Annotated in this window: 14 protein-coding genes; 13 read left to right on the top strand and 1 reads right to left on the bottom strand. The window is 47.3% G+C overall.

The features are described 5' to 3' along the window. The first annotated feature begins 317 nt into the window (after positions 1-317). The 13 genes from C161_RS00265 to ligA all read left to right on the top strand — a co-directional run bounded on the left by C161_RS00265 (position 318) and on the right by ligA (position 21387). A complete protein-coding gene (locus tag C161_RS00265; protein WP_017692026.1) occupies positions 318-530 on the top strand; it encodes a hypothetical protein in 213 nt (70 codons plus the stop codon). Between the two features lie 278 nt (positions 531-808). After that, a complete protein-coding gene (locus C161_RS00260; protein WP_036667713.1) occupies positions 809-1978 on the top strand; it encodes a S1C family serine protease in 1170 nt (389 codons plus the stop codon). Continuing rightward, positions 1965-3917 (top strand): stalk domain-containing protein, encoded by a 1953-nt coding sequence (locus C161_RS00255; RefSeq protein ID WP_235193699.1) that lies wholly within the window; start codon positions 1965-1967, stop codon positions 3915-3917. Before C161_RS00260 ends, C161_RS00255 begins: the two co-directional genes overlap by 14 nt. A 327-nt stretch (positions 3918-4244) precedes the next feature. Beyond that, positions 4245-6758, top strand: coding sequence for a U32 family peptidase (locus C161_RS00250; protein WP_036667711.1), 2514 nt, complete (start codon positions 4245-4247; stop codon positions 6756-6758). 109 nt (positions 6759-6867) lie between these two features. Continuing rightward, positions 6868-10518, top strand: a complete 3651-nt coding sequence (locus tag C161_RS31845; RefSeq protein ID WP_162163186.1) for a DEAD/DEAH box helicase — start codon at positions 6868-6870, stop codon at positions 10516-10518. Positions 10519-10775: 257 nt separating this feature from the next. Beyond that, the gene (galU, locus tag C161_RS00240) at positions 10776-11654 is read left to right on the top strand and encodes a UTP--glucose-1-phosphate uridylyltransferase GalU (protein ID WP_036667709.1); all 879 of its coding nucleotides are present in this window, start codon (positions 10776-10778) and stop codon (positions 11652-11654) included. Between the two features lie 181 nt (positions 11655-11835). Continuing rightward, on the top strand, positions 11836-12384 hold the full coding sequence (gene rfbC, locus C161_RS00235; RefSeq protein WP_036667708.1) for a dTDP-4-dehydrorhamnose 3,5-epimerase: 549 nt from the start codon (positions 11836-11838) through the stop codon (positions 12382-12384). Positions 12385-12438: 54 nt separating this feature from the next. Continuing rightward, the gene (gene rfbB / locus C161_RS00230) at positions 12439-13464 is read left to right on the top strand and encodes a dTDP-glucose 4,6-dehydratase (protein WP_036667707.1); all 1026 of its coding nucleotides are present in this window, start codon (positions 12439-12441) and stop codon (positions 13462-13464) included. Beyond that, a complete protein-coding gene (gene rfbD, locus C161_RS00225) occupies positions 13461-14342 on the top strand; it encodes a dTDP-4-dehydrorhamnose reductase (protein WP_036667706.1) in 882 nt (293 codons plus the stop codon). Before rfbB ends, rfbD begins: the two co-directional genes overlap by 4 nt. Positions 14343-14476: 134 nt before the next feature. Continuing rightward, complete coding sequence (locus C161_RS00220; RefSeq protein WP_036667705.1) at positions 14477-15352, top strand: phosphatidylinositol-specific phospholipase C/glycerophosphodiester phosphodiesterase family protein; 876 nt, start codon at positions 14477-14479, stop codon at positions 15350-15352. A gap of 115 nt (positions 15353-15467) precedes the next feature. Next, entirely contained in the window at positions 15468-16163 is a 696-nt protein-coding gene (locus C161_RS00215) for a heptaprenylglyceryl phosphate synthase (protein WP_036667703.1), read from the top strand. Between the two features lie 636 nt (positions 16164-16799). Continuing rightward, entirely contained in the window at positions 16800-19154 is a 2355-nt protein-coding gene (gene pcrA / locus C161_RS00210; protein ID WP_036667702.1) for a DNA helicase PcrA, read from the top strand. A gap of 211 nt (positions 19155-19365) precedes the next feature. Then, complete coding sequence (gene ligA / locus C161_RS00205) at positions 19366-21387, top strand: NAD-dependent DNA ligase LigA (RefSeq protein WP_036667701.1); 2022 nt, start codon at positions 19366-19368, stop codon at positions 21385-21387. A gap of 133 nt (positions 21388-21520) precedes the next feature. Here the strand turns inward: ligA and C161_RS00200 are convergent, their stop codons facing one another. Beyond that, a complete protein-coding gene (locus C161_RS00200) occupies positions 21521-22894 on the bottom strand; it encodes a molybdopterin-dependent oxidoreductase (protein ID WP_036667700.1) in 1374 nt (457 codons plus the stop codon). Positions 22895-23644: the final 750 nt, after the last annotated feature.

Genomic DNA, 23644 nt, shown 5'->3' with positions numbered 1-23644 from the left:
TATCAATATGAAGTGGCAGTATTGGCCCTTCTTTTCGAAAAGGTAAAGACGTTGGATTACGATCTGATGTGCTCTGCTTCCGAGAAGAAGGGCTTTTCATTATGAATTATGCACAGTGTTCCCTCGGACTAAGGTTATTTCGTGAAAGTGTTTACATATGCATTGCGACGAGCATTACAGGAATATTCGGCCAAATTGGCTTTTTTTCATTTTTATGGATGATAGGGCTTGCATTACAAGCAGGGTACAGATAACATAGAGGAAGATATTAGGGTATGCGTTAGCTGTTCAACTATGGTAAGGAGGTCTGTCTATCCATGCTGTTTGCAGAAGCTGCCACGGCGAGTACATCGAATTTTAATGCATTTGATATTTTTGTCATCTTATTTACGATCCTGATTTTCATCGGAGTTGTTCGGCTTCTTCGGGCACCGAAGAAAAATCTGTTTGCGATCGGATTTGCAGTAGTCAGCCTACTGGTATTTCTGATGACAGACTATGCGATGATAACGGGTTGGTTTGCTCAGTAGGAATGCCAATGAAGTGAATGGGATTTAAGCCAAAAGAGTTACAGATGAACACTTTCCACGAGAGACATGGAGGGTGTTTTTTTTCGTTTATATGGAGCGATTGAACAAGATTCTATCTTCTCTACTAAAATAGGACTTAAAACAATTGTATATCCAGATTCTGTATGATACATTGAGGGATACCGGAATTGCAGATGAGAGAAAAAGAGAATAGATTCAGCGATGAATCCGATGTCGAGTCGCGCAAGAAGGATGTATAGAGAGGGTCAGGTGAGAATATGAGCGTGTTGGGTAAAAAGGGGATAGCCATACTGATGGCTGCTGTACTCTCGATTAGTGTAGCGGCAACGGCCGGTGCAGCTGAATCCAAAGCGGCGATGCAAGCGAAAGTGGTAGACGGTCAAGTCTATGTGAACACCAAGGATCTGCTCAAGGCAGTTGGTGGAAGTGGACAATATGATGCCAAATCAGGAACGTACACGTACAAGGGAAGTGAAGCCATTCCCAAAGTGATCGAAAAGGTATCTCCTTCGGTCGTAGGCATTATTGGGAAATCTACCGAAGTGCAGGACGGTGCAACATCAGACGACCGTTATAATCTTGCACATGGTACAGGTGTCATTATCCGGTCCAATGGATGGATTGTAACGAATGCACATGTGGTCGACGGATTAACGAATCCGGTTGTCGTAACGACGGATGGCAATACATACAAAATTACGAAAATATACAGTGATGCACTCAGTGATCTGGCGCTAATCAAAATCAATGCCAAATCACTCAAACCGGCGAGCTTTGCCAAAGCTTCACAAACCACTGTTGGAGAAACAGTGATTGCCTTGGGTACGCCGATTTCCTTTTCTTTGCGCAACTCGGCAACGGTAGGGGTAATTAGCGGCTTGAATCGTGGTGTTGAGGCGACCTACCGGTTGATTCAGACCGACACGGCCATTAACCCTGGAAATAGCGGAGGACCGCTGGTTAACCTGAAGGGTGAAGTGGTTGGTATCAACTCGATGAAATTTTCTGCGGTCGGCGTAGAGAGTTTGGGGTTTTCGATTCCCGTGGATACCGTTCAATATATCATCGATCAGTTTTTTAAATATGGCAAAATAAAACGTGCAAGTCTGGGGCTGCAGCTGGAGGAAAGTTGGTCTGCGATTGTGGGCCTGCCTACAGATGATCCATTAACGATTACGGGCGTATTGTCTCCAGAAGCCAAGAAAGCCAAAATCAAAGAGGGCGATGTCCTTTACAGTGTCGCGGGCACACGTGTCTCTTCAGTAGTGGATATCAATGAGTTGCTCAAAAAGTATCTGCCTGGGCAAAAGGTAAAGCTGTTGATGCAATCGGATGGCGATATCGTCACCCGTACGTTGGTGCTTGCTGATCGCGCAGACATCGTAGACGAGGAAGATGAGGCGTTCCTTGCAGATGAAGAACAATAAAGCCCGGCGATCAGCCCGGATGGAGAGAGGACGAAAGAACGGAATGAAAAAGTCATGGATACGTGTGCTAAGCACAGGTGTATTAACCGGGATGCTGACCATTGGCGCGGCACTGCCTGTATGGGCATCTGATCTGACGACAAGTGAACTGCGTGTCAAAGCGGGTAGCACGAGCGCCTACATTAACGGCGATAAGCAGGCCATAGCCAAACCTTACAAGTTCAAGGGTGTAACGATGGTACCTGTCGGTGTATTCAAGAAAGCATTTGGCAGTGAAATCCGGCTGGAGAAAAATGATGTTGTCAAAATCAAGGAAGGCCCGCACACTGTGACTCTAACGATTGGCAGTTCAATTGCCTGGGTGGATGGTGTAAAACATGAGATGGGTATCGCTCCCAAGATGGTGAATGGCGTACTTATGGTTCCACTTCGTCCGGTTGCTGCCGGTATTGGGGCGACGCTAGCTCCAACCAGCTCCGGAGAAATGGTCATTCGTCTGTTGCAAACCGATGATTCGGTGGATGATGAGGATGGCATTCATCCGGATGAAGGCAAAACCAGAATCGGCAACAGTTTTTACGGTTGGTCCATTAACTACCCGGCAGACCTTATGGTTTTCCAGACCGGTGAGCAGGAGCGCATGATGACTTTTGGCGCTGCGGACAACAGTTATTATCTTGAAGTGTATGTCAGCGATCAGGATGTGGCTCTGGATGCGGATGATTTGTTGCAGCAACTTGTCCAGGAGGCCAAACAATCGGGAGATACGGTGCTGGATCGTGAAGCGGTGTCGAAAGGCAAAACGCCTTATGCACGGATTATCGTGAAAGATGTAGACGGCATGTTATGGGAGATGCGTCAGTATCTGAGCGAAGGTCGTCAATATGATGTGTACCTGGCGGATTATGAAGCCCTGAATTATAAAGATCTGGGCAAACGTGCAGCGCTGCTCAATTCATTCCAGCCAACCTATGCGGAATCGGATCGAACGATCAAGGATCTGTCCACCGTAGATAACGGCATGCGCTCCGCATGGAACGATGACTATGGTATTGAATTGAAGATACCTGCCGGCTGGTCGATGGATAACAATCAGATGATCTATGAAGCCAAGGATGGTGCGTATCTGCAATGGCGTGTCACTTCGGCGAAGGCAGGTACAACGGTAAAAGACTGGAGCGGCCAACTGGATAAGTGGATGCGTGAGACATTTACACCAGAGAGTTACAAGCCAATTGGCTCATACACGATGGATATCTCGGGAGAGACTGCCGAGGTGAATGAATTCCGTTATAACTTTGGCGGGGGCTGGCAGACCGAGTTTGATGTTCTTTTGCAGAAGAATGGGTATCGGTATTATGCAGAGTATACGTTCCCTGAGGAGCAGGTTGCAGATCGGGCATGGTTCGAACGGATTATGAAGAGTGTGGAGATTGATTTTGATACGGTTGCCGATAATTTCGGTCAGCTGGATGAAGATCCGTATTTGACAGACAAAACGAAGACACTTACACGTACGTCCAAACGTTATAAATACAGTGTAGATATTCCGCGTTACTGGACGCCGTATAGTGATCGATTCGAATATTCACCTGTGGTGTACACCTTTACTGGCGGAGAATTCTCCATTGCGGCGAGCGAAGACAAGTCGATCGAGATGACGGTCAGCCAATTGAGAGAAGCCTATGCCGAAGCCACCAAAACCCGTAAGAACTTCAAGTTGCTTGGCAGTGAAGAGCTGACGTTTGCGGGTGTGCCTGCATTTTCCTTTACGTATCATGAGCTGGACAAAGGCGTGCCATATGCGGGTCGTCAGATCGTGTTTGAAAAGGACGGAACAACCTATACGATCACAAGTGGGCTGAATGATGCCAACAAGACAGAAGTTCAGGCGGCAGCCTTGGAAAAAGCAGTGAACTCATTTACTTTTATTAAATAATATTGATGCATGCCGGAGGGTCAAAAGACCTTTCGGTTTTTTTCGTTGTACTGGAAATGAAAATGGTAAACGGTTTTTTCAGGAAAACGTAGAAGAGTCGGTGCAGAAGTGGTACACTATACTAGTTCAGGAGTTATGACTACTGATCTGATGAATAGGATGACTGTAAGCTTGGAGTTCAGGCAATACAGACATAATAGATAGATATTGTAATACCGTGACAATGCAGGTGTACCCGATAAGGTGCAGTCTTAGGCTTAGTATGTTCAGGCGTTTAAGGATATAGGGATGAAATCCGGCGGATAGCCGGTTATGGGGAGGATCTACATGAAAACAGCAACAATACGAAGAGAAGACGTTGAACTTCTGGCACCGGCTGGTGACTGGGATTGTATGCGTTCGGCGGTAGCTAATGGTGCAGATGCAATTTTCTTCGGAGTCGAAAAGTTTAATGCACGGGCACGGGCGAACAATTTCCGTATGGACGAGCTGCCGGAGATAATGGCGTTTTTGCACAGTTATGGCGTAAAAGGTTTTTTGACCTTTAATATATTGATTTTTGAAAATGAATTGACGGATGCCAAAGAACTGATTGACGCTTGTGTCGATGCAGGTGTGGACGCTGTAATTGTTCAGGATTTGGGTTTGGTGAAGATGATCCGCGAGATATCACCGGATTTCCCGATTCACGGTTCAACACAGATGACAATTACGTCTCCGGAAGCGGTTGAGTTTACGAAGCCGTTTGATATGGAACGTGTCGTTCTGGGACGGGAGAACAACCTGAAGCAGATCCAGAAGATCGGTGAGCAGGCAAAACTTCCAATGGAAGTATTTGTTCATGGTGCGCTGTGTGTATCCTACTCGGGGCAGTGTCTGACTTCCGAAATGTGGGGAGGACGTTCGGCGAACCGTGGGGAGTGCGCACAAGCTTGTCGTCTTCCATATGACCTGATGGTGGATGGGGTGCACAAACCGATGGGTGATGTAGCCTATCTGTTGTCTCCAAAGGATCTGGCAGCGATTGACCTGATGCCGGAACTGATCGAAGCAGGAGTAACTTCTTTCAAAATTGAAGGACGTCTCAAAACGCCGGAATACGTAGCAAACGTAGTAAGCAAATATCGTAAAGCGATTGACCGTTATTTTGATGGAGATAACACACCGCCAAGCAAGGAAGAAGTTCGCGAATTGCAGCAAAGCTTCTCCCGTGGATTCACACATGGTTTCCTGAGCGGTACAAACAACAAAGAACTGGTGGATGGAACGTTCCCGAAAAGCCGTGGTGTCTACCTCGGTCGTGTAGATCAAGTGTTGCGCGATGGTGTGGTCCTGAAACTGGATGCACCTGTGAAACGTGGAGACGGAATTGTATTTGACGCCGGAGACCCGAGTCAGAAGGAAGAAGGCGGACGGGTATACGATGTGCGTCGCAAAGGTGTAAAACTCGAAGGCGAAGCCGAAGAGGGATGGATCGTTGACGTTGTGCCAGGCCGCAGTGACGTAGATCTGCGCCGCGTGAAAGTTGGCGACAAAGTGTGGAAAACGAATGACCCGGCGCTGGACAAACGTCTGCGTCAAAGCTTCGAGACCGAGAAGCCGTACCGTGTATTCCCAGTGAAGGTGAAGGTCATCGGCAGCCCGGGGCAGCCGCTTAGCACATGGTGGACAGACGTACAGAAAGGCACGACCGTCCGTATTGATTCCGAGATGGAACTGGACATCGCCCAGAAGCGTCCAATGACACATGAATTGCTCGAAGAGCAGTTCGGTCGTCTGGGAGGCACTGTGTTCCAGTTGGAAGGAATGGACGTCAATCTGCACGGTGACGTTATCATCCCGATGCGTGAGTTGAATAACATTCGTCGTCAGGCGGTAGAACAACTCGCGGGCGAGCGTCCTAAACCGCCCGTCTACGTGAAACGCGCGGTAGATGTGTACGGCGATTCGGTTAAACCGGCATCACCAGTCGCTCGTGGTCAAGCAGAACTGACCGCACTCTGCCGTAGCCTGCCACAAGTGGAGGCAGCGATTGAAGCAGGAATCGGTATGATCTATGCCGACTTCGAGTTTATCAAACAGTTCCCGGCAGCCGTGGAAGCTGTGCATGCCGCTGGTCGCAAGATCGCGCTGGCAACACCGCGTATTCACATGCCTGGGGAGAACGGATATCACAACAACATCTTGCGTCTGAAGCCGGATGCGGTATTGGTACGTAATACAGGCGCACTGTACTTCTACCTGCGTCACCGGATGGAAAACCCGGATGCGAAGCACCCGGAATTGATCGGCGACTTCTCATTGAACATCGCCAATCACAAAGCAGTAGAATTGTTCCTGGAAGCCGGATGTGACTGGATTACGCCATCCTATGACCTGAACATTCAACAAATGGTTGATTTGCTGGGTCACTCCCGTACAAGTCAGACCGAAGTGGTTATCCATCAGCATCTGCCGATGTTCCACACCGAGCACTGTGTGTATTGTACGTTCATGAGTGAGGGTACGGACTTCACGAACTGTGGCCGTCCTTGTGAGGAACAGCGTGCATCACTGCAAGACCGGATTGGCATGTCCCACCCGGTACGTGTGGATGAAGGTTGCCGTAATACCGTGTACAATGCAGTGGAACAGTCAGGTGCCGAGTATCTGACCAACTTTATGGATCTGGGTGTATCCCGTTACCGTGTGGAATTCCTGGAAGAGACACCGGAGCAGGTACGCGAAGTTATCGATCTGTACAACCGCGCACTGCGCGGCGAGATCAGTGGTACACAAGTTTGGAAAACACTCAAAGCAACAAACCAACTGGGAGTTACACGTGGTCAATTGGTGAAATAAACAGATTGTATGTTACATCAACATTTACAATCAAGCATGAAGCAACCCCAATCTCTGCTTTACGGAGCTCTTGGGGTTTTTTTACATCATGTACAGGAGGCGAAGAAGCGTGGCGCCATTCACAATTATGGATATCAAATTGCTGTGCGGGGTCACGGCATTCAAGCGCGGAGAAGATTATAACCAATCTGGCAGGGTGACCAATCTGGTGGTCGGTGAGGACAAGCTTCATTATGAAGCTCAGGTACGTGGATCGGAGCGCTATCAGGTGACCGTGGATATAGATGGAACGCGTGAGGTTGTAGCAGGCTGCAGTTGTCCGGGTGATGGCAGGCATTATGACTATTGCAAACATGTCGCTGCTGTCCTGTTGGCTATTCACGAATGGGGTGAGCAGCAGGAGCGTAATGCCACGATTGCCTCTGGAAAACCCCTTCAACCTGCTACAGGCCAAGGAGCCAATACCAGTTCCAGCTCAGGTTCCAAGTCCATAGTTGGGACGTTGGTCGAAGAGAGCATGTGGGAGCGACCACAGTCTGCTTCACAACGAGAGCAACTGAATGATGCTCCAGAGCGTCCGCCCGTTCACTTTGCCCAAGCAGGTCGTCCAAGCTCAGCTTCGGGGTGGGGCCGCTCGGCAGATAAACCTTCTTACCGTACGGCGGATCAGATTCTGTCCATGTTTGCCAAGGATCGGAGACCGCTGCATGGAAATGATCGTAAATACACTGCCCCTGTCAGCCGTTCCTCCCTGCGGGAAGAATTGCAGGTTCAGTTTATATGTAAGCTGATACAGGTTCACAAGGGTGGTGGGAAACTTGCTCTTGAATTGAAAGTGGGTAACAAACGTCTGTATGTGGTGCAGAAAGTGAAGCAATTCCTGAACTGTATCGAGAAGGGCGAGCCCATGTCATTTACCAAACTGTTCCACTATGATCCATTGATGCATGTTTTCACTCCGCAGGATCAGGCCATTCTCTCGATGCTTATTCGAATGAGACAGAGTGAGGAGGCCTATCGCCAATCCATCTCCGGTTATCTGGGAGCTTCGGACGGACGGGATATACTGATTGCTCCGCTCGTATGGAAGCCATTGCTGGAATTACTACTACAGGCCGACAGCCGGATGGAGGGCACGGGATTTGCCAATGGACCACTCACACTGGGTGAGGGGGTACTTCCTTTATTTTACCGGATCGCCCAGGGAGTGAATGAAGGATATCAGCTTGAAATTTCCGGACTGCGTGAGCTGATTCTTCTCCCTGCTTATGATGCCGCTGTGGTGGAAGGGCAGTTGCACATGTTGGAGCCGATGCAGATGCGAAGTCTGGAGGACTTGAGTGGGGCGCTCACGTCGTATGGAATCAAGGAAAGCATCGATATTTCGACTCAGCAGGTGGATGAATTCGTACAGCATGTCGTGCCAGAACTGCGTACGCTTGGACATCTGTCCATTGATTCACAGGTGCGTGAACAGATCGCGGAACCGGAACTTTCACCGAAGCTGTACATCGACTTCTATCGTGAACGTATTACAGCGCGTCTGGAATTCGACTATGAGGTCATGGTTATTAATCCACTTGCAGAGTATTTAATAGATGAAGAAGAGAAAAAGGTTATTTTGGTGCGTGATCGATACAAAGAACGGAATCTCATTGAACGGCTCGATCGTTCTTTCCTGGAACGTGATGGTAGTGTCTGGGCGAGCGAACGGGAAGATGCCATCTATGATGTTATGTATCATCTGTTGCCTGAGCTTGAAAAACAGGTAGACATCTATATGCCAAACGCCGTGAAGGCCATGGTGCAATCCTATCCAACACCGCCGAAAGTACGAGCAGATTTGGGGAGAGGACTGGACTGGCTTGAGATTTCATTCGAGATGGAAGGTGTGGACGAGCAGGAGCTTCAAGAACTCATGCGTCGCATTGTGGAAAAGAAACCGTATTTCCGTCTCAAGAGCGGTATCTTTCTGTCGCTTGAAAATGAAGGTGCAGACAGTTTCGCTCATATGGCCGATTCACTGGGACTTGGAGCAGATGACATCAAGAGCAGCCATATCCGGCTGCCAGCTGTTCGGGCGTTACAATTGCCAGGCAGGGATGAAGTTTCCGGTCATGTGAAGTGGGGAGGCTCCCTGAAACGTTTCCTTGATGATCTGCGAGATCCCGAACGGATGGATTTTGCATTGCCAGAGACACTGACCCCCATCCTGCGGGATTATCAGAACAGTGGATACCAGTGGCTGCGTACCCTCGCTTATTATCGTTTTGGCGGCATTCTGGCGGATGATATGGGACTTGGCAAAACGTTGCAAAGTATCGCCTATATCACAGCGGTTCTTCAGGAGAAGCCCGACTACAATATGGACAATACGGGCGTTGATAAATACCGGGAGAGCGGATCATTACGGGGCGGTGAAACGTTGGCGACTTCCAACATTGATTCCGAAACTGGGCTCCCATTGGATAAGATGGATTCAGAGAATACGGATGGCCTATGGTCCACGATGCAGCAGGATGGACTGACAATCCGAACGAGGGTCATTCATCCCCCGGTACTTGTCGTGGCGCCTGCCTCGCTAACCTATAACTGGGCTAATGAGTTTGCACGGTTTGCCCCGCATCTGAAAGTCCTGATCGCAGCCGGTCAGAAAGAAGAGCGAGCCAATATGCTTTCTGGAATGGATGAGGCAGATGTGATTGTGACGTCGTATCCTCTGTTGAGACGGGATTTGGATACCTACCTGGGCCGAACCTTTCATACGCTCATTCTGGATGAAGCTCAGGCAATTAAAAATGCTTCTTCTCAGACCGCGCAGGCAGTCAAACAGATTCAAGCTCCGCGTCGTTTTGCACTCACAGGAACGCCTGTAGAGAACTCACTGGATGAATTGTGGTCCATTTTTGAAGCGGTATTCCCTGGATTGTTTCCAAGTTACAGAAGATTCCGCGACCTTCCTCCGGAACGGATCTCGCGGATGGTCCGTCCGTTTATTCTGCGCCGTCTGAAGAAGGATGTGTTGGAAGAATTGCCTGATCGAATTGAAACGGTACAGCGGTCAGAGCTTACGGTTGAACAGAAGAAACTGTACGCCGCATACCTTTCCCAGCTTCAGGATGAAGCATCGAAGGACATGGAGGATAACGGATTCCAGAAGAATCGCATCAAAATTTTGGCTGGCATCACGCGCTTGCGTCAGTTGTGTTGTCATCCGGCCCTCTTTGTGGAAGGATATCAAGGAGATTCCGGGAAAATGGAACAGTTGCTAGAAACGGTCGAGGATTGTTTGGCTTCAGGGAAACGAATTCTCATCTTCTCCCAATTTGCGAGCATGTTGAACTTGATTCGTCAGACCCTTGCGGCACAGGGAAGGAATCTGTTCTACCTCGATGGTCAGACACCTGCACAGAGCCGGGTTGAGATGTGCCACAGATTTAATGAGGGCGAAGCTGAACTGTTCTTAATCTCCCTGAAAGCTGGAGGTACCGGATTAAACTTAACAGGGGCAGATACCGTTATATTATATGATCTGTGGTGGAATCCTGCCGTGGAAGAACAGGCCATTGGGCGAGCCCATCGCATGGGACAGAAACAAGTCGTGCAAGTTATCCGTCTGGTTACCGAAGGTACGATCGAAGAGAAGATTTTGGAACTCCAGCAGCGGAAGAAGGACTTGATTGCCGAAGTTATCGAACCGGGAGACGGAGTATCGACGACCTTATCCGAACAGGATATCCGCGAATTGTTGATGGTATAATGGAGTCCAAGCATCGTAGCAATAAGAATCATTAAATATATGAATCTATACAAGTTGAACTAATCATTTACACGAGAAACGTAGAGGACAAAAAAAAGCTGGAGAAGCGTAGCGTTCGCCTTTATCACCAGATTTCACCTTTGTAAAAGTGAATTAAAAAATCTGGGGATAACAGCGATCGGAAGGTTGTTCTGTCATCGTAGTGTCAGTGTAAATAATCTTTAGTTCAACTTGTTTAGCAAAAGGAGTGGGTTCGTGTGCGTATTCGCAAAGCGATTATTCCAGCCGCAGGGCTGGGTACCCGGTTTCTGCCTGCCACCAAGGCGATGCCTAAGGAAATGCTGCCCATCGTGGACAAGCCAACGATCCAGTACATTATTGAAGAAGCCGTAGCTTCAGGCATTGAAGATATCATTATTGTGACAGGTAAAGGGAAGCGCGCCATTGAAGATCACTTCGACTACTCTTTTGAGCTGGAGCAGAATCTGGCGGATAAACAGAAGTGGGACTTGCTTAACGAAGTACGCAAACCCTCCGAGATGGCAGATATCCATTATATCCGTCAAAAGGAACCGAAGGGACTTGGTCACGCCATTTGGTGTGCCCGCAAGTTTATCGGCAACGAGCCTTTTGCCGTCCTGTTAGGGGATGATATTGTGGAAGCGGAACATCCCTGCCTGAAGCAGATGATCGATGTCTACGATGAACTGCAATCTCCGATTGTTGGTGTACAGCCTGTTGATTGGAGCGAGGTATCCCGCTATGGGATAGTGGACGGAGAGTTGCTGACCCCTACCGATGATCGTGTCTTTCGGGCCCGCCGCTTAATTGAGAAACCAAAGACCGAAGATTCCCCTTCGAACCTTGCTATTATGGGACGTTATATTCTTACACCGGATATCTTTGAGATACTAGGTCAACAATCTGCTGGTGTCGGGGGAGAAATTCAGCTTACGGATGCCTTGTCCCGATTGAATGAACAGCGGCAGATTCTCGCATATCACTTTGATGGATTGCGTCATGATGTTGGTGAGAAGTTGGGCTTTATTGAGACATCGATTCACTACGCATTGCAACGCCCGGATCTACGGAAAGATCTCTTGAAGTATTTGGAACAGGTCGTAAAGAATCAATAAATGGTTTTCCGCATGCCCTTGAAGTCCAGCCGAAGAATGATATCGCGGCTGGGCTTTAATTTATTTTATGGAAGAGTAAATATGAGGGTTATACAGGCCAATGAACAAACACATACCCGACACTGTACATATACATAGTCAATATGAAGAAATGATGTCAACAGCAAAACGGAGGGATGTCATGAAGGTACTTCCGCTGTTTATGGATGGTGCTGCCATATTGGAACCCAAGGTTTATGGTGATCACCGTGGATATTTTATGGAGAGTTATAATGAGCAGGTTCTGCATGAACAGGGGATACAGCACGTCTTTATTCAGGACAATCAATCCTTGTCGGCTGAAGCAGGTGTTCTGCGTGGGCTTCATTATCAACTTCAGCCCAAAGCACAGACTAAATTGGTGAGGGTTATATCTGGGGCTATATATGATGTGATTGTGGATGTCCGCACCTCATCCCCTACTTTTGGCCGATGGAAAAGTGTCATTCTAAGTGAGTACAACCAGCGGCAACTGCTTGTTCCTCAAGGATTTGCTCATGGATTCTGTACCTTGGTGCCTAATTCCCGGGTAACTTATAAGGTAGATGCCTATTATTCACCTGAACATGATCGTGGAATTCTGTGGAACGATCCGGCGCTCGCCATTGATTGGCCTGTGACGAAACCTATATTATCGGAGAAGGATCAGAAGCATCCTTTACTGAAAGATGCTGAACTGAATTTCGACTAATTAATCAGACTTTTCAGATACTTCTGTATCTGGAGGCAGAGGGAGAGAGACAGCATGAAACTACTGGTTACAGGTGGGGCCGGATTTATCGGCAGCAACTTTGTGTTATATATGCTTCGTGAACATCCGAGTTATGAAATTATCAATGTGGATGCATTAACGTATGCAGGGAACTTGGAGAACTTGCATACGGTAGAGTCCAATCCCCGATATACCTTCATCAAGGCAGATATTGCAGATGTACAGCAGATGGAAGCTGTTTTTTCTCAAGGCATCGATGTGGTTGTGAATTTCGCTGCCGAGTCTCATGTGGATCGAAGTATTCTGTCCCCGGATATCTTTGTGCGTACCAATGTGATGGGGACTCAGGTTCTGCTGGATGCGGCAAAGAAGTATCAGGTCACCAAATTTGTTCAGGTATCGACGGATGAGGTATATGGATCATTGGGTGCAACAGGTTTATTTACTGAAGATACACCTCTGATGCCAAACAGTCCGTACTCTGCAAGTAAAGCTGGCGGGGATCTACTCGTAAGAGCTTATCACGAAACCTTTGGACTTCCTGTAAATATTACACGTTGCTCTAATAACTACGGGCCTTTTCAATTTCCAGAGAAACTGATTCCGCTGATTATATCCCGGGCATTAAATGATGAAGCCATTCCAGTATATGGTGACGGCCTCAATATTCGTGACTGGCTTTATGTCGAGGATCACTGTAGCGCGATTGATTTGGTGATTCATAATGGACAATCTGGAGAGGTATACAATATTGGTGGTAATAATGAACGTACTAATATTTACATTGTGGAGAGCGTATTGGAACAACTGGGTAAACCAGCGAGTTTGATTCAATATGTACAGGATCGATTGGGACATGACCGACGTTATGGTATAGATCCTACCAAGATACGTACAGAGCTCGGATGGCAACCTGCACACAATTTTGAGACAGGGATCAAGGAGACGATCGAGTGGTATCTGAAACATCAAGATTGGTGGACGAGAATTCAATCAGGCACATATCAGGACTATGTTCAGCTTCAGTACGGTAAGCGGATGGGTGATTCGTCCAAATGAACTATAGAGTTATGGTGACTGGCGCGGCAGGACAGCTGGGTTATGATGTGGTGAAGACCTTTCAAGCAGAGGGTCATCAGGTATTGGCCTGTGACAAAAACCAGATGGATATTACCGATCAACAGCAGTGCACAGATATGATTACAACCTTCCGGCCTCACATCATTATTCACTGCGCTGCTTACACGGCGGTCGATCAGGCTGAGGTAGATGAGGATACAGCATACGCAATTAATGCATCAGGTACTAGAAATATCGCGGTTGCCGCCGAGAAAGTGAAAGCAAAACTGGTATATATCAGTACCGATTATGTATTTGATGGGAGCGGGAGTACACCTTACCGCGAGTACGATGTAACGAATCCGCAGAGTGTATACGGCAAGTCGAAGCTTGCCGGGGAACGGCTGGTTCAAAGTTTTTGTACGCAATGGTTTATCATTCGAACATCATGGGTGTATGGCGTGTATGGCAGTAATTTTGTCAAAACCATGCTGGAACTTATGGAGAAACGTCCACAACTGCAAGTTGTTCATGACCAACAAGGTTCGCCTACCTATACGGTGGATCTTGCCCGATTCATTCATATCCTTTCCATAAGTGAAAAATATGGTATCTATCATGCCTCCAATTCAGGAACTTGCACATGGTACGAGTTTGCAGAGGCAATAAAAGAAGAAGCCAATAAGCAGAGTGGGTTCGAGCCTACAGCCGAACTTACGCCATGCACAACCGATCAGTTTCCGCGTCCAGCCCCTCGTCCTGCATACTCGGTGATGGATCATTTGGCAATTCGAACGAACGGACTGGAACCTCTGAGACCTTGGCGTGAGGCGCTGATTGCGTTTTTGAAAGAGTTGAGTGTACAGCAAAAGGACTGAGCATGTGGAGGGTCCGTGCTTTATTTCCAAACTACACCCACCATTTAACAGCCGCCTCGGGCGGCTATTTTGTTTTACACCTCATCAATTCGGGTAGATAGCTAACAAAAAGGTACTGAGGATGTGAATGTGATATGAAACGCATTGCCGCCGTGTTAATACTACTGATCGTTACCGTGGGCACACTCTTTTTCGCCTATGAAAGCGAGAGTGAGGAACAACGGGACGGATTTACCGCTTATAGATTAATCGCCCATGCGATGGGCAGCATTCGTGATCAACCATATACCAACGCCTATGAAGCGATGATTGCCAATTACGAGAAAGGCACACGTGTATTTGAGATCGACTTTATGTTAACCTCGGATCGCAAAGCCGTAGCCAGACATGAATGGACCGCTAATATGAGCAAAATGCTAGGACAAGACGAAGAGCTTCCGGAGGATAGACAAGCCGGGGCACTGACACATGATGAATTTATGAATACGCCTATTTTAGGCATGTATCAACCCATGGATGCTGATGGCATTATAGATGTACTGGCCAAGTATCCGGATATGTATATCGTAACCGACACCAAGGAACAGAAGGATGAGGATATTCAGCAGGTGTTAAGATCCCTCGTGGATGCAGCCAAAGAACATGACCCATCCGTGCTGGACCGGGTGGTTGTACAGATCTATAACGAACCGATGCTCGAAACGGTGAAAGAAGTCTATGCATTCCCTTCCATTATCTATACGTTATATGCCACACAGGATACAGAAGCTCAGGTTGTTGATTTTGTGCAAAAGAATGATATTGATGCCGTGACTATGCCGGAATATAAAGTAAACCAGAATTTCGTGGCCAAGCTGAATAGTGCAGGCTCAGTCACATACGTGCATACCATCAATGACACTGAACAAGTGGCTAATTATGAGAAATGGGGCGTGTACGGGGTCTACTCGGACGTGCTGACAGAGCAAGAACTGGATGAGATGAATACACGTTTTGCCTGGAAACCGTAAAAATTCATGTTTTCCTGTTCCCCTTTTTATACGAACATTGACACTCACTGTCTGCTGACTTAGACTTAGTTTACAAGCTTTCTAGGATGCAGAAGAACCTCTGGAGGAATGTTCGTTGATAGACATGATTAAGCAGTGGAGACATGTATTTAAGCTTGACCCGGACCGGGAAATTACAGACGAAGAACTCGATCTGGTCTGCATGTCGGGGACCGATGCAATTATCGTCGGCGGATCTTCCGGAATTACTTATGATAACACGGTAGACCTGATGTCCCGTGTGCGTCGCTATGAGTTGCCTTGTGTGCTTGAAGTATCCGATCTAGAGGCCGTTGTTCCCGGGTTTGACGGATATCTGATCCCGATGGTCCTAAATGCAACGGACAGCAAATGGATGATTGGGCACCACCAGCAGGCCATAGAGCGTTATGGTTATCTTATCCCTTGGGATCTGCTGATTGCCGAGGGTTATATTGTGCTTAATGCAAACTCCACGGTAGCGCGGTTGACTGGTGCAGATACGGATCTGACGACAGGAGCTGCGGTGGCATATGCCCAGGCTGCGGAGCGTCTGCTCAATCTTCCCATTGTATATATGGAGTACAGCGGAACGTTCGGAGATATGGAACTTGTTGGTGAGACACACAGACAATTGGAGCGGGCACACCTCATCTACGGCGGCGGAATTGATGATCCGGAGAAAGCCACGCAAGCTGCCCAGGTGGCAGACACCGTCGTGGTAGGTAACATTGTGTACAGCGATTTGACTAAGGCACTTGAGACAGTGTTGGCTGTAAAAGGAACCAATTAATCGGTTTAGTTTACCATTCCCCCATTTTCCCCTTATGATCTGTTAAAATAGAACTTTGCCCTTACTAATTTTAAGAAGTTATATGAGCGTAATGTCTTTTACACGAGAACGATGAGGAGAGAAGTGAGTTGGAGAAACGAAATGCTCGTTAAAAGCTTTCTGTAAGAAAGCTAAATCCTAAGCATACTTCTATTACCTGATTTTGTTCTTTTTTTCTAAGAAATTTGTATACAGGGACTATGTTTACACGAAAACGGAGAGTGCAGAAGCAATCTGAAGAAACGCAGTGTTCTCTCTTGTGATTTCACTACCCTTAAATATAAGCTAAACTAAATTTTACACGAGAACGTAGAGGACAGAAATAAGCTGGAGAAGCGAAGCATTCGCCTTTATTTCCGGTTTTTAACCTCTTACCAATAATTCGTATACAGGATTATGTTTACACGGAAACGGAGAGTGCAGAAGCAATCTGAAGAAACGAAGTGTTCGTATTTATCACCGGATTTTCCCTTTATTAAAGGGAATCAAAAAATTTGGGGATAACGACGATCGGAAGATGCTGCTGCAATCGAAGTCCAAGTGTAATGGATAGATCAGGTATACCGACCAACCAACCAACGAAAGGAGCATGCATGCATGCAACCTGTAAATATACATGATGCCGTTGCACGGCTTAACACCCCTCAACGGCAAGCCGTCGAGGCGACGGATGGCCCGCTGCTGATTATGGCCGGAGCCGGCTCCGGCAAGACCCGGGTGCTGACACACCGGATTGCCTACCTCATTGCAACACGGAAGGCACCCCCGTGGGGCATTTTAGCGATTACATTTACGAACAAAGCCGCCCGTGAGATGCAAGATCGTGTATCCCAACTAGTTGGTGGCTCCCAAGGCCGCGACATATGGGTATCCACGTTCCACTCCATGTGCGTGCGTATTTTGCGTCGTGATATTGAACGTATTGGCTTTACCTCCAACTTCAGTATTTTGGACTCATCGGACCAATTATCTGTTATTCGCAGCTGTATGAAAGACCAGAATATTGATACCAAGAAATTCGAGCCCAAAGCAGTTCAATCCATGATGAGCACGGCCAAGAATGAACTGATCAGTCCGGAGCAATATGAGAAGCAGTCGGGAGACTATTTCGAGGGTATTGTGGCGAAGGTATATAAGATGTACCAGAAACGGTTAAGAGCCAACAATTCACTTGATTTCGACGATCTCATTATGCAGACCATTCAACTGTTCAAGGAAGTGCCGGAAGTCCTCGACTTTTACCAAAAGAAATTCCAATACATTCACGTGGACGAGTATCAGGATACGAACCGTGCACAGTACATGCTGTGCCGCATGCTTGCTGACAGCCACCACCACATCTGCGTTGTAGGGGATAGTGACCAGTCGATCTATCGCTGGCGTGGGGCGGATATCAGCAATATCCTGAACTTTGAGAAAGATTACCCTGAAGCAAACACGATTTTGCTCGAGCAGAACTACCGTTCTACTTCCAATATCCTGAATGCAGCGAATGAAGTGATCGGCCTGAATACAGGGCGTAAACCGAAGAAACTGTGGACGGACAAAGAGGGTGGTTCGAAGATCAAGGTGTACCGTGCGGATTCCGAGCATGATGAGGGGTATTTTGTTACCTCTGAGATTAGTAAAAATGTGAAGAACGGCAAATCCTATCAGAACCATGCCATTTTGTACCGTACCAACGCTCAGTCCCGGGTTATAGAGGAAATTCTGATCAAGTCTGATATTCCGTATCAGATTGTCGGCGGCATCAAGTTCTATGATCGTAAAGAGATCAAGGACATTCTGGCGTATCTGCGCCTGTTATCCAACCCCGACGATGATATCAGTCTTACACGGATCATTAATGTACCAAAACGTAGCATTGGTGATACAACAGTAGCGAAGCTCGCGGCTGCGGCAGGAGAGCGTGGAATTTCTATTTTCCGTGTGCTTCAGGTCGTAGATGATCTTGGTTTTGCTGGTCGTACGCGGAATGCGCTGGTGGAGTTCTATGACATGATCGCTGCGTTGCATCAGATGGTAGAGTATCTGTCTGTAACTGAACTGACCGAGAAGATTCTTGAGATGAGCCAATACCGTCTTGAGATGCAAAATGAAAACACACTCGAATCCCGTGCACGGCTGGAGAACATTGAAGAGTTCCTGTCGGTAACGATGGAATTTGAGAAAAATAATGAAGACAAAACGCTCGTGTCGTTCCTCACCGATCTTGCATTGATTGCTGACATCGACAGCATGAACGATGATGAAGAGGATCAGAGCGACGCGGTTACCCTGATGACCATGCACAGCGCCAAAGGTCTGGAGTTCCCGGTTGTCTTTATCGTGGGTATGGAGGAAGGGGTCTTCCCGCATAGCCGTGCCTTTATGGACAATGAAGAATTGGAAGAAGAACGCCGACTTGCTTATGTAGGGATCACCCGTGCGGAAGAGCAACTGTTCCTGTCTTGTGCACAGATGCGGACGTTGTTTGGACGTACAACTGCGAACCCGCCTTCCCGCTTCCTGGATGAAATTCCGGATGAGCTGAAGGAAGACACCTCCATGGCTCGTGATCGTTACCGCCGTGGCAGTAGCGGAGGAGGCTCATATGGTGGACGTGGGTTAGGCTCTAGTGGAGGAAGTAACTTCGGTGGTGGCACCAAGCTGTTCGATCACCAAAGTAAAAGCGGTTCATCTGCTACCTCATCCACGCCAACTTCGCGTGTGACCACAAGTGTCTCCCGCCCAACATATTCTACGCCATCCTCTGCTTCCAAGCCGGTAGCTTCTGATGGTGAAGCAGGATTCAAGGCAGGAGATAAAGTGCAGCATGGCAAATGGGGGACAGGCACCATTGTTGCGGTCAAAGGGACAGGTAATGATACCGAACTGCAGATTGCCTTCCCGGCTCCGGTGGGTGTGAAACGTTTGCTTGCCGGATTTGCCCCAATTACAAAAGTAGAATAAGAACGAAACCCCCTTTTGTACGATAACAGAGAGAACAGAAATAACTTGAAGAAGCATAGCGTTCGCCTTTATCCCCGGATTTCCACCTTTTAAAATGGATTAAAAGAAATCCGGGGATAACAGCGATCAGAAAGTTATTCTGTTATCGGAGTTCACGTGCAATAGGAGTGTTCGTTCTACATAGATCAAATTAACGGAGGGATGGCCCTGTATGGACCCGATGCACCGGATGGAGCAACTCGTTACCGAGCTGAACCAGCATAATTATCAGTACTACACGATGGATCAGCCACAGATCAGCGATAAGGAGTATGATCTTCTGTACGATGAACTGGTTACGCTGGAACAGGAAAGCGGCATGGTTCTGCCTGATTCTCCAACACAGCGTGTGGGTGGCGAACTGCTAAAGGGGTTTACCCCGCATCGCCACTTATCCTCCTTATGGAGTCTGGACAAAGCACAGAATATTGAGCAGCTTCGGAGCTGGAATACCCGTGTACTAAAACTGATTAATGACTATAACAGTAAAAATCCCGATACGCCTTTACCGGAACCAGGTTATGTCATTGAGTTGAAGTTTGACGGATTGACGCTGAACCTGACATACACCAACGGTGAGTTGGTGCAAGCCTCTACACGAGGGAACGGTACCGTAGGTGAAGGTATTTTGGCACAGGTAAGAACGATCCGATCCGTTCCACTCAAAATTCCTTACACAAGCGGTACGATTGAAGTACAGGGTGAAGGCATCATGAATCTGTCTGTCTTGGACCGATACAATGAGACAGCGGCAGAGCCACTCAAGAATGCGCGTAATGCAGCAGCAGGAGCGCTCCGCAACCTGAATCCGAAGGCGACGGCTGAGCGTCGGTTGAATGCTTATTTTTATAATGTAGGTTATTCGGATGACATTCAGTTTGCCAATCATCATCAGATGATGGATTTCCTGCGTGAGAACCGCTTCAAAGTTAATCCATCGATTACTTATTTCCATGAGTTTGATGATGTGATGGAACAACTGGCCGCGATTCAGGAGAACCGAGGGCAGCTAGACTATCTGATCGATGGAGCTGTTATCAAAATTACGGACATGCGCACCCGCGAAGTGTTGGGTTATACCGATAAGTTCCCTCGCTGGGCGGTGGCATATAAATTCGAGGCTGAAGAGACTACAACGGTTCTTAACGCTGTGGTATGGAATGTGGGCCGTACTGGCAAAGTAACTCCGCTGGCACGCGTAGAACCGGTTGAACTTGCCGGGGTAACGGTACAGAACTGTACTCTGAACAATGTCGGCGATATTGAGCGCAAAAATCTGAAGTTTGCTCTGGGCACACGGGTCTTTATCCGTCGCTCCAACGACGTCATTCCTGAGATTCTGGGTAAAGTGACGGAGGAGAGTGATGGTGAGGAGATCGTCTTCCCTGAGCATTGTCCTGCATGTGGATTCCCACTGGAGCAACGCGGAGCGCATCTGTTCTGTAACAATAGACTTGCGTGTAAACCACAAACGGTGGCACGTATTTCCCATTTTGCTTCCCGTGATGCTATGGACATCGAGACGTTCAGTGAGAAAACAGCGATTCAGTTGTATGATGAATTGAACGTACGTGAGCCTGCCGACCTGTATACGTTACAGTTTGATGATCTGGTGAAGCTGGAGCGGTTTGGGGAAAAGAAAGCGAACAACCTTATCGCTGCGCTTGAGCTTAGTAAAGATAGAGACTTGGCTTCCTTCTTATACTCACTGGGTATTCCGAACACAGGTAAATCGACAACGCGCATGCTCGCTGATCATTATCGAGATCTGCACGCCATTATGAATGCAACCGTGGAAGAACTGGTTGAACTACCCGACGTGGGTGGTATTGTGGCAGAGAGCATCGTAAACTTTTTTGCAGATCCGTTTACACAGGCTGCAATTGAGAAAATGCTTAACTTGGGCGTGAAAGCTCAGGCACCTGAGGCACCAGCCGTTGCTGTTGTGGAAGATTCCTTCTTCAGTGGTAAAACGGTCGTCTTGACCGGAACGCTGCACCAATTGACGCGGGAAGAGGCAACGCAAAGACTGGAAGCGCTCGGAGCGAAGGTGACTGGCAGTGTGTCGAAAAAGACAGATTTGGTTATTGCCGGAGAGAAGGCAGGTAGTAAGCTAACCAAAGCCCATGATCTTGGCATTCCTACGATTGAGGATGAGGACGAACTTGTACGTCTTTTGAACCCACAGGGTTAAAGTGTAATCAGAGAGTTCATAATGAGGAAAAAGAAAAAAGCCCCCGAAGACACGAATATGTGATCGGGGGCTTTTGCTGTTTATTGAATTATTTTTACAACGAAAGAACGCTCACCAATCTTATCTTATCTCATCATGATCCACTTAAATTGTTAGGGATGCGCTGAGATGCCCCTGTAAGCCATGCATCCTTATCATATCCTCGTTCTTCCCAGTAACCGATATGTTCGCTGTCGATGAGTTCAATGCGATTCAACCATTTTACTGATTTATAGGCATACATCTGAGGAATGACGAGCCGTACCGGACCGCCAAGATCAGCAGGGATAGGTTTGCCATCATGCATGACAGCGACCATAATATCTTCCATTTGTGCTTGATCCATCGTAATGGCATCCGTATACACACCATCACCGGAATAAAACTTCACGCTGTGAGCTTCCGGTTTGACCCCGGCTTGTTTCAAAAGCTGTGCAAGAGAAATGCCTTCCCAGGTATTCTTATATACAGACCAGCCCGTTACACAGTGGAAATCACTAACCTGTACGGTGCGCGCCAGCTTCACGAATTGTTCCCAATTCCAGACCTGTGCCCGTTCAACCAGTCCATCGATTCGGAAAGACCAGTTAGCATTGGAGAAGGACGGTATAGGCGTAACCGTATATACGCGGAAATGACCTTCAGCTCCGCCTCCAATGGGAGGTGAAGAGGCAGACAGCGGTTGTGGCAGAGGAACCATACGGTTAGGATCGTTCTCCAGCATGCTATCAATACTATTATCGATCTTGAGATTTCGACCTACCCAGGATATAAAAGTAGGACCAAGAGTCACGGCGAGACCAACCCCCACAGCAGAACGGATGAAAGCTCGTCGTGTATACAACGGTTGAGGTCGCTCCTCTGATTTGAGGGGATCTCTCTGGGAACTGCGATCAAACTGGGAAGAAGATATAGCAGCCGGAGTTTCTTTTTCATCCGATATTGAATCAGATGGATCAGCTGTATTTTGAGTTCGTGTTGAAGTTGTAGTGGTTTTAACCGCACGACGTGCAGGGTCCTTTAACCATTTGGTCCGAGTGATGGAGTGATAGATAATATAAGGTAAGCCCACCCAAGTCAGCAGGTCATGGATCAAAAGTGCAGCATTCGACCATCGAGGTCCAGCTAGCTTGAACTGCCATAATACAATACCCGAGAGTAGCCAGCCTACCAGCAGCGCAAGAACAAAGATGGTGTTCACCTTTTGCCAGGGTCTATTACGAAGCTGTTTCCAGTGCTTTCCGGCCAAAATCAAGTAATATACTACGGGTGCCAGCATAGCTAGCCCAACGATGATATGTAGCCATTTTAACCAGACACGTCCAATTCCGAGTATCTCGCGCCAAAAGCCGCCTACCAGCATAAGACCTGTTATAGCAAGGATCACAACAATCCAGGCATTCCACGCATGGATGGAAACCAACTTTTTGCCGTAACCTTTCCGTCTGTTCTTTAACCATTGCTTCAAGTGCGATCACCCCATATAGGTTAGTAATGAGTTTATTCAGAACTTTGATATGTACTAGCTAGCTGTGAATGGAGTACGTGATCTGTGTAAAGGTGCAATGCGAGATGGATATACGATTGTTCATAGGCTACTTATGAAAGTAGTACACTTGACTGCTTAACCTTATCTCTATATCTATATACCTTATTATAGAGTTTTTGGATCACTTTCTTCAAACCATCAGAAGGGCAGGGATCGTTATCCCGATCGGTACTCTAACTAAAACTCATCTAGATCATTATTACTTGTGGTTATAAAAGGGAGTATTTATAGAAATGAGTTATTTCTTTTATATGTAATGCACTTTAAGGGTAGCCTTTCACTTGTTCAGAGCATGTGCTAATCTGTCGAATACAGGTTGGAAACAAGACACCGTAGATGAAGATATCATGATATCAGAAGGTTGATTAAAAATGCTTGCTAAATAAATCACTACGTGATATATTATTTCTTGTCGCTTCAAACGAATGATTGTCATAATCATTTGAAAGATGACGAAAACAAAGTGTTGACAGTAAGTTAGTTAACATGATATGATAAGATTCCTGTCCGGTTGACAAACGTCAACATAAACGGACATACAAGTTCCTTGAAAACTGAACAAATGGATAGTAACTTTTGATTCACAATGAATCGTCAGATTCAAAATGAGCTTATCGCTCTTTTCAATACTTTATTGGAGAGTTTGATCCTGGCTCAGGACGAACGCTG

This window comes from Paenibacillus sp. FSL R5-192 (assembly GCF_000517845.1).
GTDB lineage: Bacteria > Bacillota > Bacilli > Paenibacillales > Paenibacillaceae > Paenibacillus > Paenibacillus amylolyticus.
Note: the sequence above shows the minus strand (reverse complement) of the source record. Positions and strands in the feature narration are given on the sequence as shown.

Coding starts and splice junctions, on each gene's coding strand:
- C161_RS00265 (WP_017692026.1), top strand. CDS start 318: ATGCTGTTTGCAGAAGCTGCCACGGCGAGTACATCGAATTTTAATGCA.
- C161_RS00260 (WP_036667713.1), top strand. CDS start 809: ATGAGCGTGTTGGGTAAAAAGGGGATAGCCATACTGATGGCTGCTGTA.
- ligA (WP_036667701.1), top strand. CDS start 19,366: ATGGACCCGATGCACCGGATGGAGCAACTCGTTACCGAGCTGAACCAG.
- rfbC (WP_036667708.1), top strand. CDS start 11,836: ATGAAGGTACTTCCGCTGTTTATGGATGGTGCTGCCATATTGGAACCC.
- C161_RS00255 (WP_235193699.1), top strand. CDS start 1,965: ATGAAGAACAATAAAGCCCGGCGATCAGCCCGGATGGAGAGAGGACGA.
- rfbD (WP_036667706.1), top strand. CDS start 13,461: ATGAACTATAGAGTTATGGTGACTGGCGCGGCAGGACAGCTGGGTTAT.
- C161_RS00220 (WP_036667705.1), top strand. CDS start 14,477: ATGAAACGCATTGCCGCCGTGTTAATACTACTGATCGTTACCGTGGGC.
- C161_RS00250 (WP_036667711.1), top strand. CDS start 4,245: ATGAAAACAGCAACAATACGAAGAGAAGACGTTGAACTTCTGGCACCG.
- rfbB (WP_036667707.1), top strand. CDS start 12,439: ATGAAACTACTGGTTACAGGTGGGGCCGGATTTATCGGCAGCAACTTT.
- pcrA (WP_036667702.1), top strand. CDS start 16,800: ATGCAACCTGTAAATATACATGATGCCGTTGCACGGCTTAACACCCCT.